This window comes from Duganella margarita (assembly GCF_009857535.1).
GTDB classification, from domain to species: Bacteria; Pseudomonadota; Gammaproteobacteria; order Burkholderiales; family Burkholderiaceae_D; genus Rugamonas; species Rugamonas margarita.
This window is the reverse complement of record NZ_WWCS01000001.1, coordinates 487,639-500,036: the sequence shown is the minus strand read 5'-3', so window position 1 is coordinate 500,036 and position 12,398 is coordinate 487,639. Positions and strand designations below refer to the sequence as shown.

The 12,398-nt window shown below is 61.2% G+C and carries 10 protein-coding genes and 2 pseudogenes; 4 read left to right on the top strand and 8 right to left on the bottom strand.

Annotated elements, in window-relative coordinates:
* Positions 1-15: 15 nt before the first annotated feature.
* Positions 16-1,461, bottom strand: coding sequence for a pectate lyase family protein (locus GTP55_RS02310; RefSeq protein ID WP_161043354.1), 1,446 nt, complete (start codon positions 1,459-1,461; stop codon positions 16-18).
* 244 nt (positions 1,462-1,705) lie between these two features.
* Positions 1,706-1,843: pseudogene (locus tag GTP55_RS02305) on the bottom strand (redox-sensitive transcriptional activator SoxR); the annotation flags it as partial.
* Here GTP55_RS02305 and GTP55_RS02300 point away from each other — a divergent pair.
* Positions 1,817-2,068 (top strand): annotated as a pseudogene (locus GTP55_RS02300) (Rid family hydrolase); the annotation flags it as partial. The pseudogenes GTP55_RS02305 and GTP55_RS02300 overlap by 27 nt on opposite strands.
* On the opposite strand, the gene GTP55_RS02295 reads toward GTP55_RS02300, so the two are convergent.
* Positions 2,062-2,463, bottom strand: coding sequence for a hypothetical protein (locus GTP55_RS02295; RefSeq protein ID WP_161043353.1), 402 nt, complete (start codon positions 2,461-2,463; stop codon positions 2,062-2,064). The pseudogene GTP55_RS02300 and the gene GTP55_RS02295 sit on opposite strands and share 7 nt — an antisense overlap.
* 135 nt (positions 2,464-2,598) lie before the next feature.
* Between GTP55_RS02295 and GTP55_RS02290 the strand changes: the two genes are divergently transcribed.
* Together GTP55_RS02290 and GTP55_RS30325 are read left to right on the top strand one after the other, a co-directional pair.
* Complete coding sequence (locus GTP55_RS02290) at positions 2,599-2,838, top strand: hypothetical protein (RefSeq protein WP_161043352.1); 240 nt, start codon at positions 2,599-2,601, stop codon at positions 2,836-2,838.
* A complete protein-coding gene (locus GTP55_RS30325; RefSeq protein WP_161043351.1) occupies positions 2,822-3,253 on the top strand; it encodes a putative toxin-antitoxin system toxin component, PIN family in 432 nt (143 codons plus the stop codon). Before GTP55_RS02290 ends, GTP55_RS30325 begins: the two co-directional genes overlap by 17 nt.
* On the opposite strand, the gene GTP55_RS02280 is transcribed toward GTP55_RS30325, so the two are convergent.
* The 5 genes from GTP55_RS02280 to GTP55_RS02260 form a co-directional block, all read right to left on the bottom strand.
* Complete coding sequence (locus GTP55_RS02280; protein WP_161043350.1) at positions 3,234-4,253, bottom strand: substrate-binding domain-containing protein; 1,020 nt, start codon at positions 4,251-4,253, stop codon at positions 3,234-3,236. The genes GTP55_RS30325 and GTP55_RS02280 overlap by 20 nt on opposite strands.
* A gap of 10 nt (positions 4,254-4,263) precedes the next feature.
* Positions 4,264-5,532, bottom strand: coding sequence for an MFS transporter (locus GTP55_RS02275; RefSeq protein ID WP_161043349.1), 1,269 nt, complete (start codon positions 5,530-5,532; stop codon positions 4,264-4,266).
* Positions 5,533-5,635: 103 nt separating this feature from the next.
* Positions 5,636-6,277, bottom strand: a complete 642-nt coding sequence (pgmB, locus tag GTP55_RS02270; RefSeq protein ID WP_161043348.1) for a beta-phosphoglucomutase — start codon at positions 6,275-6,277, stop codon at positions 5,636-5,638.
* Positions 6,274-8,595: a glycoside hydrolase family 65 protein gene (locus GTP55_RS02265; protein ID WP_371868274.1), complete on the bottom strand. Its 2,322-nt coding sequence runs from the start codon at positions 8,593-8,595 to the stop codon at positions 6,274-6,276. The genes pgmB and GTP55_RS02265 overlap by 4 nt, the downstream gene beginning before the upstream one ends.
* Before the next feature lie 87 nt (positions 8,596-8,682).
* Positions 8,683-9,678 (bottom strand): LacI family DNA-binding transcriptional regulator, encoded by a 996-nt coding sequence (locus GTP55_RS02260; protein ID WP_161043346.1) that lies wholly within the window; start codon positions 9,676-9,678, stop codon positions 8,683-8,685.
* A 186-nt stretch (positions 9,679-9,864) separates the two neighbouring features.
* On the opposite strand from GTP55_RS02260, the gene GTP55_RS02255 reads away from it, so the two are divergent.
* A complete protein-coding gene (locus GTP55_RS02255; RefSeq protein ID WP_161043345.1) occupies positions 9,865-12,327 on the top strand; it encodes a TonB-dependent receptor in 2,463 nt (820 codons plus the stop codon).
* Positions 12,328-12,398 lie beyond the last annotated feature (71 nt).

The window sequence follows — 12,398 nt, the reverse complement described above, 5'->3', positions numbered from 1 at the left end:
CCGGGCCGTGAAATGCTACTGGAGCTTGCCCGCGCCGGCGTTGGCCGGGACAGCCGTCAGCGTTGCGGTCGCGGTTTGCAGCGTGTAGGCGTACGGTGGCGTCCACAGGCTGGCGGCCGGCGGCAGGGCGTAGCCGCATTGGCCATCCACCGCGCTGGTGCCCGACTTGTCGCTGGTGAAGATGTGGCCTGATGAGCGGAAGCCGATAAAGTCTTTACCTTTGATGGCCTTGCCGCAGAACTCCATCACCTTCAAGCCGGTGAAGTTGTAGTACTGGTTCTCCAGCAGCATGTTGGAGCGGTAGCGCGCATCGGTGCCGCTTTCGAATTTGACGTCGGTGTCCTTGGTCGAGGTGCTGCCGGTGATCAGGTTGTTGAACAGGTGGACCTGGCCGTAGCGGTTCAGCGGCAGGCGCGTGGTTGCGCCATTCCACCAGTTGCCGTTGAAGGTGACGTGCAGACGTCCCTCGTCGCTCCACGCGCGGCCCGAATCGCCATTGCCCACCAGCGTAGTCTTGTGGTGCTTGCCGAAGTAGCTGTTGGCGATGGTGACGTAGTCGCTGCCGCGCACCACATCCAGCGCGCCGTCGTGACGCGTGTCGTAGGTGCCGGTGGCCAGCGAATCCGGTGTATCACCGTCGCTGATGGTCAGATGATCGAGGTAGATATTCTGGCCGCGCGATACCGTCAGGCCGTCGGCATAAGCGTTGTCCGAGTCCTCTGGATTAACGTCCCATGGCGTATCGATTACCAGGTTGCGCACGATGACATTGCGGGTCCAGGTAGGATAGTCCTCACCATCCTTGCCGTCGGCAATCCACTTCTTGAAGTCCGTCTCGGGATCGCCGCCGGCCGTCAGCGGCAGCTCGCCGCCGATCAGCAGCGCGGTGCCGGTGATGCGCGCCGGGCGCCCCTGCGCGTCGTTGATGCCGACCAGCGTGGTGTTCGACGGCAGCGCAATCGAGCCGCCGTACTTCTGGTCCGAATAGCTGGTGTATTCGCGGAACACTGTGTTGTTCTGGCTCCAGCGCAGATCGATATGGCCGATCACGCGGATGATCTTCGGATCATTGCCCGCCTGATTGATCGCAGCCACCAGTTGCTGGCCGTTGTACACGGTGTAGACGCGGTTGGCGATGGCCGCGCCGCCGCCGGTCACCAGCACTGCGCCTTTGCGCGACTGCGCGTGCCAGCCGCTGGCAGGCGCCGGATCGCGCTCGAAGGTCAGCACGCCGCCGGTGGGATCGGCGGCGGCAAACTGCCATGCCGGCAGCTTGGGCGCCGCCGCGTAACTGGCCGGATCGTGCAAGCCGTTGACCAGCACCGGCGCCGAATAGTTGCGCACCCCGTACTGCGCAGTTTGCAAGGGCGTGCTGGCGCCGGTCAACGTCCTGGCGTCGATGATAGCGGCTTGCGCGGATGAAGCCAGCACGATGCCGGCAACGAGTAGTGGATATTTCATGGTTGTCTCCAATGGTGAAATTCACTGACAGCTCGCGATGATCCGTACCCACGTGCACGTGCCTTGCACGTAGCAATCGAAGAAGTGTTATGTGTGGGACGAATCAACATGCAGGCACCTTGCGTACCTGCCGCCATTGCGAAGAGGGTTGAGGGAACCGAGTTCGCGCTGGTCATCCGTTGGCAGTGCAGACTACTCCGGTCAACGGTGTGTAAATACTAATCCTGTAGAAAAAATAATGCAACTAGTCGAAATGCGGACCGGCGCCTTGCTGCGCCATCGCATCATCCACATTGCGCAGCGGGCAGGCTTTCAGTGACAGGCATCCGCAACCGATGCAGCCGTCCAGCTGATCGCGCAGCTGCGTCAGCGTCTTGATGCGCCCGCGCTGGCCGCTGCGGGCGCCGCGCATACCGAGGTATCCAAGGTGACGGCGTTGATTGTGGATCATAGCGAGGCGCGTCTCGCCATCTTCAGCAAGGCCTTGCGCGCGCTGTGGAGCGATCATCCGGCGCCGGCTTGCACATTGATTCCCGTGCCCCGACTGGCACTGGACGGCATGCTGTTTGAAATCGAGGCGACCGCGATTCAGCAGCAGATTTACTGAGCGTGACAGCGTTCGGCGCGATAGAAGTAAAAGTTATCGAAGCTGATATATTCGGCTGCTGCACCGAAACGGTAGGTAATTTCGCGACGCTGTGCGTTGTAACCGGTCAGACCGCCGACGCGTTTAGGCAGCTGTTCCTTGTACAGGTCCGCAGGGAACGGCGATTTACCGCCGACGGTAATGACCAGCACATCGCCCTGGCGGCGCCAGCTGCTCGGATTATAAAAATCGAATCCGCCCTTGAACTGCAGGCTGCCGTCCGACTGCAACAGCATGCACATGGTCGGAAACTCGGTACCGGTATTTTCCAGCACCTGCACCGTGCGCACAGACGGCACGCTCGCACAGCCGCCCAGCAGCAGCAAAATGGAGCCATAAGCCAGAAGAGGTTTCATGCGCAAGCCCGTAGAAGTGGCGATACCGCCACTCTACCTTATCAATTGCTGGAGAACTGAGGCACATCAAACATATCCCCTATGTTTTCGCATCCTGCTGCTTATACTGATTGAATAGTTCAACCGGGAGCAATCATGGTAACGATACAGCTATCGCTTCCAGACGATCTGGTAAAGGATGCGACCGAATTCGGCCTGTTAGAAAGCACGCGGCTGGAAACAATTTTGCGCAACGAAATCCGGAAAACGGCATTCGAAAGCTTTTTGAGTATTGCCCCCGAACTAGAGGCCGCAGGAATAGTGCCTATGAGTGAAGAGGAAGTCGTAGCGGAGGTGCGCGCAGCGAGGGCTGAGCAAAATGCGACTAGTAATTGATACGAACGTGATTGTGTCAGCACTCATAGCGCGAGGTGTCCCATATGAACTGTTACAGGCCGCACGCGGGAACCGCTTCGAAATCTACACGTCCATTGAACTCTTAGACGAGCTGGAGGCAGTACTACGTCGTAAAAAAATTGCGTCTAGACTTACAATAATGCAACGACGACCCGACGAGCTGAGGCAAAAGTTCGAACAGGTCTCTTGTCGAATAACAGTTCCGCGTCCGTATCCTCAAATTGCCAGAGATCCAAAGGATGACATCGTTCTTGCTTGCGCTCTCGCAGCCCAGGCATCCGCCATTGTCACTGGCGATAAAGACCTCATAATTCTAAATCGCTACTACAACATTCCCATACTGCGTCCGAGGCAAGCTCTGCAAAAAATACAGTTCAGATCCGGCGTTCCGTGACCGGGCCGACGGTAGCGCCTTCCAGCAGGATGGGCTGCCAGAGTTCGTGCAGGTCGCTGGCGGGGGTGCCGTCGATCAGGGACAGCAGCATCTCGACCATGCGGCCGCCGGCCTGGCGCGGGTCGGGTTGGTCGATGGTGGTGACGTGGGCGCCCGCCAGCGTGTCGGCCATGCTGCCCCAGACGATGACCGACATCTCCTTGCCGATCTCCACGCCCGCATCCAGCAAAGCACGCACCGCGCCGACGCCGGACAGATGATTGTCGACGATGACCGCCGTCGGCCGCGGCGAGCAGGCCAGCAGCTGCTGCATGGCCTGGTAGCCGCTGCGGCGATCCAGCGTGTTATCGATCAGGTAGCGCGGATCGGCCGCCAGGCCCGCCATCGCCAGCGCGGTGACAAAGCTGTCCTTGCGCTGCCGCGCAAAGTTCAATTCCAGCGGCGCGCTGATGAGCGCCACTCGCTGATGGCCCAATCCCAGCAGGCGCTCCACCGCGATGCGCACGCCGGCCTCGTTGTCATAGTCGAACCACGCATACGGCACATTCAAGTCCGTGCGGCCATGCGCGACAAACGGGAATTTGGCTTTGCTGAGAAACGCGATGCGCTCGTCGCGCACCAGCGTGCGGCCCACCACCAGGCCATCGACCCGCCGCCCACGCACAATCTGCTGGTACGACGGCTGCTCCGCCGCCGGCGACACCGGCGCGATGATCAGGTTCTTGTTGACTGCTTCCAGCGCGGCCGACATGCCCGCCACCACGTCGAGGAACATCGGATCGCCGAGGTCCGTCGGCAGCAGCGGATAGATGATGCCGAACACATTGGTGCGGCCCAGCGCCAGCGAGCGCGCCATCGGATTCGGCTGGTAGCCGACTTCCTTGGCCGCCTTCAGCACGCGCTCGCGGGTCCGCACATTGACTTCGGGGTAACCGTTTAACGCCCGGCTCACCGTCGTCTTGGACATGCCAAGGTGATTTGCGAGACGAGCGAGGTTCATGGCCTAAAGTTCAATGTTGACTGCTGATTATAGCGTTTGCATCGAACCCGCCGCCACCGTGATCGACTGCCTTTTTAAAGAAATACAACATCACCAGCACAATCGTGATCGGCACCAGCGTCAGATAAAACGCAAAGTGACCGCTGAAGTTACCGAACACGTAACCAGTAATCAGCGAACCGGTGGTGCCTCCCAACGCCGAAAAAATCACCAGCAGGCCGGTCATGGCCGAGTGCTGGTTCTTCGGCAAAGAGCTGAGCATCACCGAGTTGATGCCAGGGTAAATCGGCGCCATGAACAGGCCAATCAGCGGGAACAAAAAGGTCGCCAGCGGCGCGGTGGCCCAAGTGATGCCCGGATCGGCCACCACGTCGTGCGTCAGCGGCAGCGCCAGCAGCACCGTGGCGCCCATGCCCAGCACGCAGCCGTTCATCACCGGATACCAGTTCAATTTGCGCATCAACACGCCGGCCGACAGCCGTCCAACGGCCAGACAGGCGGCGAAGATGCTGGTCACCTCCACGCTCATGGCTGCCGGCAGCTTGAGGATTTCGTTGTTAAACGTCGGCAGCCAGGTGCCGATGCTTTGCTCGATCAGCACATACAGGAAGGCGGTGATGATGAACACGCACACCAGCGGCTTGATGAACAGTTTGAGCATGGACGCGAAGTCCTGCGCGATGCCGCGATTTTCCGGCAGCGCCGCCGGCGCTTCGTTAAACGGCGTCGACAGAATCAGCAGGAAGGTCGCCGCGCACAGCACCGCCAGTACCCAGTAGGTTTGCAGCCAGCTTTGCGATTGCGGATTGTGCGAGTCGATGAAGTAGCCGAACACCCAGTAGGCGCTCAACACGCCGAGCATGAAGAAGCCCTCCAGCAAATTCATGGTGCTGGCGTGCTGCTTGCGGTCGGCGGTGATCAGGCCCAGCGTCGAGTAGACCGACACCTTCACCAGCGCGAACGACACGCCGACGCAGAAGAACAGCGCCTTGGTGGTGGCAAACGACGGCAGCAGCGGCATGGCCACGCAGGCGAAGGTGACGATGGCCAGGCCAATCAGCATGGCCTTCTTGTAGCCCACGCGCGGCAGGAACGACGCCACCAGAAAGGATACCACCGCGATCGGCAAATCCTTGAAGCCTTCCAGCACGCTGGCGGCGGACTTGCTCACGCCGTAGTTGCTGATCACCTGCAGGATCACCGTGCCCACGCTGTTGAGCAGGATGGCGAAAACAAAGTAGATCAGGAATAGCGCAAATAGTATTTTGTTGTTCTTCATGCTGTCTCCGTTATCTCCCGGCCATCGCCCCGTCATTCCCGCATCCGCGGGAATCCATACCGAGCCGGCGTTCTATGGACTCCCGCCTGCGCGGGAGTGACGGTTAATAGGCGGCGAGGTTGAATTCTTTGAGACTCGTAATCACCACATCCGCTTCGGTCAGCACGAAGGGATGGCCTATTCCCAAAGCGAACATGCCGGCGGACTTGATCGACGCCACGCCGGCCACCGCGTCTTCGACGCCGAGACAATCCGCCGGCGCCACGCCCAATTCCCGCGCCGCCTTGAGGAAAATCTCCGGGTCCGGCTTGCCGCGCGCGATGATGGCGGCATCCACCACGTAGTCGAATTTATCGGTGATACCCAGGCGCTCCAGCACCGTAAAGGCGTTCTTGCTAACCGATGCCAGGCCGATACGCAAACCGGCGCGGCGCACCGTGTCCAGCGCCTCCACGGCGCCAGGCAGCAGATCCTTGGACGACATGGTGGCGATCAGCTCTTGATAATGCAGGTTTTTCGCGTCGGCCAGCGCCAGCTTCTCTTCCGGCGTGTAGGTGCGCGACGACGATGCAAGAATCAGGTCCAGAGAACCCATGCGGTCGATGCCCTTCAGGTTCTCGTTGAATGCATGGTCGAAGTGCACGCCCTGCGATTCCGCCAGCTGCTTCCACGCCAGGTAGTGGTAATGGGCGGTATCGGTGATCACGCCATCCAGATCGAATATGACTGCTTTAAAACGGCTCATGCCAAACTCCTCGATTGCTTGGGTTGCGACAGGGTCAGCGCGACCGCTTCGCCGCCATGGGTAAAGTCCAGCGCCTCGCCTTGCAGCAGGCGATATTCCACCTGGCCCGGTTGCACGTGCACTTCCAGCAGCGCGCCGCGGAAGTGGATCTTGAAGGTGTAGTGCCGCCACTGCTTCGGCAGCTTCGGCGCGAAGTGCAGTTCGCCGCCGACCACCCGCATGCCGGCGAAGCCGTAGGCCACGCCCATCCAGGTGCCGGCCATCGCCGCCGTGTGAACGCCGTAGTGCGTGTTGCCGTGCGTGTCGTCCAGATCGAGGCGCGCAGTCTCCATGAAGTAGTCGTAGGCCTTGTCTTCATAGCCCACTTCCGCCGCGATGATGCTGAAAATGCAGGTCGACAGCGACGAATCGTGCGTGGTCACCGCCTCGTAGTAGTCGAAGTCGCGGCGCTTGTCGTCCAGCGAGAACTGGTCGCTGAGCAGCAGCGTCGCCAGCACCACGTCCGCCTGCTTGCAGACCTGATGGCGGTAAATCACCATCGGATGGTAATTCAGCAGCAGCGGGTAGTTCTCCTTCGGCGTGTTGGCGAAGTCCCACACCTTCTTGGACAGGAAGCTGTCGTCCTGCGCGTGGATTTGCAGTGCTTCGTCGTACGGAAGATTCATCAGCGACGCGGCGCGGCGCCACGCGGCCGGCTCGTTCGCATCCAGCGCCATGGCGGCGGCGATGCGCGCGAATTCGGCCGGAGCCTCCGCCTGTAACTGCTCGGCGATGGAGGCTGCAAAGTTCAGGTGCATCTGCGCCATGGCGTTGGTGTAGTAGTTGTTGTTGACCAGCGCCGTGTATTCATCAGGGCCGGTGACCTGGTTGATGCAGAAGCGGCCCTCGCGGTCATACGAACCGATGCCGGTCCAGATGCGCGCCGTCTCCATCACGATCTCGGCGCCGGCCTGGATCAGGTATTCCTGATCGTTGGTCGCTTCCATATAGGTCTTGATCGAGTAGGCGATATCGGCGTTGATGTGATACTGCGCGGTGCCGGCCGGGAAGTAGGCCGAGCATTCTTCGCCGGCGATGGTGCGCCATGGGTACAGCGCGCCTTTGTCATGCGACATCTGGCGCGCGCGCTCACGCGCTTTCGGCAGGCCGGCGTAGCGGTACTCCAGCAGCTTGCGTGCGATCTCCGGCTTGGAATACAGGAAGAACGGAAAGATGTAGATTTCCGTATCCCAGAAATAGTGGCCTTCGTAGCCCTCGCCGGTCACGCCTTTGGCCGAAATATTGGTCTTGCCGTCGCGGCCCACCGATTGCAGCAGGTGGAACTGGTTGAAGTGCATGCCTTGCTGAAGCGCGTCGTCGCCGGCGATCTGCACGTCGGCCTGCTGCCAGAAGTCGGCCAGGTACTGTTCCTGCGCCAGGCGCAGCGCGTCGAAGCCTGCGGCGGCGGCGCTGGACAGCGTGTCCTTGCTGCGCCACATCAGCTCTTTGGCGTCGTGGTCGCGCGACGAGTAGTAGCTGCCGTACTTGGTCAGCGTGATTGGCTGGCCGGCGCGCGCCGCCAGCGTCCAGCTTTGTGTCAGGCGCTGGCCTTCCTGCGCGGTCACCGCCGGCAGGCCGGCGCTCAGCACCGACTCGGTGGCGCTGATCAGCGTGAAACCGCTGTTGTGGGTCTTCTGCACCAGCGCCGCGAAGCTGTCCGACTGTTCGCTGTCGATCATGTGCAGCGTCGGGCCGGAAATCGCCGAGCCGACGCGCGGATCGTCGCCCGCTTCCAGATTCTTCACCGCGCCATCCAGCGCCGAGACCAGGCGCAGATTATCAATGTCGGTCAGCGGCGTCACCTCAAACTCGATCGCGAACAGATGCTTGTTCTCGAAGCTGACCAGGCGGCGACTGCACACGCGCACGCTGCGGCCTTGCGGCGAGGTCCACTCCACCACACGCGTCAGCAGACCGGTGCGGAAATCCAGTACGCGCTCGTAGGTCTGCACGGAGCCGGTCAGCAGATCGAAACGCTCGCCGTCCAGCCACAGCTCGATGCCTTTCGCGTTCGGCACATTCAGCATGAACTGGTTGACCTTGGCTAGGCCATACGCCGCTTCTGGATACTGAATCGGCTCCGATTCGTAGAAGCCATTCAGATAGGTGCCATCGAGCGAGGTGCCGGCCGGACCGCTGTAGCCCTCTTCACCGGTGCCGCGCAGGCCGATATAGCCATTCCCCAGCGCGAACAGCGTCTCATCGAGGAAGTGGGAGTCGGTATCAAAGCTGGTCTCGCGGATGCACCAGGCTTCAAGAGGATAAGTGTGTTCTTGCACAGCGAATTCCTTAGAAAAGCGATTCAAAGCGGTTTGAATTTCAAAATACGCCGTTTTTTGAGGTCTTTTTGGCGATTTCGGGAAAAACTAGGTCTGGCGTACCATCAGCGTGGTCGGCAGCATTTCGGAAGCGACCGCGTGGCCTTCGATCAGGCCCAACATCTTCTTGGCCAACAACACGCCGCCGTCGCGCAGATACTGGTGCACGCTGGTCAGCGGCGGCACGAAACTGGCCGCGCCGGGCGTATCGTCGTAGCCGATGACGGAGACATTCTCCGGCACCCGCAAATTCTTCTCGGCCAGCGCGCGGATCGCGCCCATGGCCAGCAAGTCGCTGGCGGCAAACACGCCGTCGAACGACGCACCCTTCTTCTTCAGCAGCGCGGAAATGCTGTCAAAGCCGGCCTCGAAGGTGAACGCCTTCGGCCGGATGATGTGCACCATGGCCGCGCCGCCCATGGCGTCGATGAAGCCGGCGCAGCGTTCCTGCACCTCGGCGTGGTCGACATCGCCCAGGAACACCAGCTTCTGCCGGCCCTGCGCGATGAAGCGCTCGGCCGCGCTGATGCCGCCCTTGCGGTTGTCCGAGCCGACCACGATGTAGTCGCTGCCCGGCTGCGGCGCGCCCCACACGACGAGCGGCATGCCGGTCTGCTGCACCGTGCGCACTGCCTCGCCGTGCGACCCCTGGCCCAGCAGGATCAGGCCGTCGGCGCCCATCACCGGCGCCGTGTTCATCAACTGCTTGGACGTTAAAACAACACTGTAGCCGGCCGTGGTCAGCTCCTGCGTAATGCCGCCCAACAGCTCCAGCGGATACGGATCGGACATCGGCCGGCCGCGCACGGGTGTCATTTCTACAACAACCGCGACCGAATAACTGCGGCCCATGCGCAAGTTGCGCGCGCTCACATTCAACCGATAGCCCTGCTGCTCGGCCAGCGCGCGGATCTTCTCGCGCGTCTCGACCGTCACCAGCGGACTGTCGCGCAATGCCCGCGACACGGTGATCTTGGACACGCCAGCCAGCTTGGCCAGGTCTTCCATCGTCAGCGTAGCGGCTACAGTCTTCTTTGCGGGCATCGTTGTTATAGGTATAAAAAGCGGGAGTGCGGACGCATTATGACAGAAAATTTTCGTTTGTCGCGAAAAATGACATCGATAACATTTCAATTGACATCGATAACATTTCTTGTTTCAATGACTAAATCGGCGATGGCGGAACGCTGTCTCCGGAGACGACACATCCTATAAGAAAGAAGAGACACGATGAAAAACCCGTTCCTGCCATCGGCCATTGCGGCCGCCGTCCTCATCCTGGTCAACCAGAGCGCCCAGGCCCAGAACGCAGAAGCCACCGCCCCCGAACCGTCCAGAGAAGTTTCCAAGGAAATCCAGCAAGTGGTGGTGACCGGCGTCGCCTCGGCGCGTGGCGTGCGCAAGGTCGACTCGGCCTTCTCCATCACCACCGCCAACGAAGAGCAGCTGAAACAGGCCGCCCCGAGCAGCACCGCCGACATCATGAAAATCGTGCCGGGCGTGTATGCCGAATCGACCGGCGGCCAGTCCGGCGCCAACATCGAGGTGCGCGGCTTCCCGTCCGGCTCCGATTCGCCGTTCGTGTCGGTGCAAATGATGGGCAACCCGATCTTCCCGCCGCCGACCTTGTCGTTCTTTGAAGGCTCGTCGGCGTTCCGCCTGGACGACACCGTCGAGCGCGTCGAAGTGCTGCGCGGCGGCCCGTCGACCATCTGGTCCAACGGCCAGCCGGGCGCCACCATGAACTTCATCCTGAAAGAAGGCAGCGACACGCCGGAAGGCACGGTGCGCTTCACCACCGGCACCGGCAGCCTGCGCCGCGTCGATATGTACTACGGCGGCAAGATCAGCGATGGCTGGTACGGCTCGGTCGGCGGCTTCTACCGCAAGACCGACGGCGTGCGCGACGCCGGCTTCCCGGCCGACGACGGCCACCAGATCACCGCCACGCTGACCCGCAACCTCGACCAGGGCAAGCTGACCCTGTATGCGCGCAGCACCGACGACAAGAACGCCTTCTACACCGGCGTACCGCTAATCTCCAGCAACAACGGCCGCACCATCAGCGCCTTCCCCGGCTTCGATCCGCTGACCGGCACGCTGATGAGCGGCGAAATGCGCAACTTCACCATCGAAGCCGGTCCCGGCAAGACGCTGACCAAGGATCTGGGCGATGGCCGTGGCCTGAAAGCCACCGTATTCGGCGCCAACTTCGACCAGAAGATCGGCGACTGGAGCGTATCGAACAAGTTCAACCGCTTTGACGGCGACCTCAACACTATCGCCATGTTCACCGGTAACAACCCGCTGTCGATGAGCGACTACATCAGCCAGGCGATTGCTTCGGCCAACAGCAACCCGGCAGTCGTGGCGGCAGCCGGCGGCGTGGCGACCTCGGGCACGGCATCGTATGTGCACGGCGGCGCGGTGGCCGGCAACCAGCAGGTGGTGCAGGCCGGCCTGTGGGCGGTGGAAAAAAAGCTGAAATCGTTCACCGACGAGCTGCACGTCAGCAAGGAACTGTTCAAAGGCAATACGCTGACCGTGGGCGGCTACTTTGCCGATTACTCCTCGCATGACGTCTGGTATCTGGGTAACAGTCATCTGATGACGGCCCAGCCGCAGGCCAGCCTGATCAACGTCACCCTGAACAACGGCGTGGTGGTGTCGAAAAACGGCACCGACGGTCCGGTCAATTTTGCGCCGGTGGCCTCGTATGATGGCCGCAACACGGCCGGTTTCGTCTCGGACGAGTGGCAGATTAACGACAAGATCAAGGTCGACGCCGGCGTCCGTCACGAACAGCAGAAAATCAGCGGCACCATCTCCAACCTGAGTTCCGGCGATACCGATGGCAACCTGCTGACGGTGTACAACAACGGCACCTCGATGCCGAACGGTTCCAACACCTACCTGAGCCGCACCGACAGCGCCAACTCCTTCACGCTGGGCGGCAACTACAAACTGGCGGCCAACAGCTCGGTGTTCGTGCGCGCCAACCGCGGCCATACCTTCGTGTCGTTTGACGATATCCGTGGCGCCGGCACGCAAGCGGCCGCCAACGACCGCAGCGTGCTGCCGACGCCGAAAGTGAGCCAGTACGAAATCGGCTTCAAGACGGCAACGCAGCTCTACACCGCGTATATCAACGCCTTCCACACCGATTTTGACGGTATCGCGTTCACCCAGATTCTCACCGACGGCACCGAGCTGCACCGCATCAGCGGCTCCAAAGGCAACGGCGTGGAGTTCGAGGTGGCGGTGCGCCCGATCGAGAACCTGCAACTGTCGCTGACCGGCGATTACCAGAAGTCCGAGTACAAGGACAATCCGGACACGGCCGGCAAAGTCGTGCAGCGCCAGCCGAAGCTGCAGTTCCGCTTCACGCCGACCTACCGCATTCCTTTCGGCGACGGCAACTCGGCCAAGCTGTACGCGACCTACACCTCGATCGGCGAGCGCTGGGCGGATCAGTTGAACACGCAATACCTGCCGTCCTACCGCACCATCGACGCGGGCGTGCTGTTCTCGCTGGGTGACAAAATCGAAGTACGCCTGGCTGGCACCAACCTCAACAACGAGCTCGGCCTGACCGAAGGCAACTCGCGTCTGACCACCGGCGGCAGCGGCCCGATCAACGCGCGTCCACTGTTCGGCCGCACCTGGGAAGCGTCGCTTCTGTACCGCTTCTGATCAGGTAATGTCCCTCTTCAGGCAAGGCGATGTTGGCCTTGCCTTTTTTATTTTCATGGTCTAATCTACAA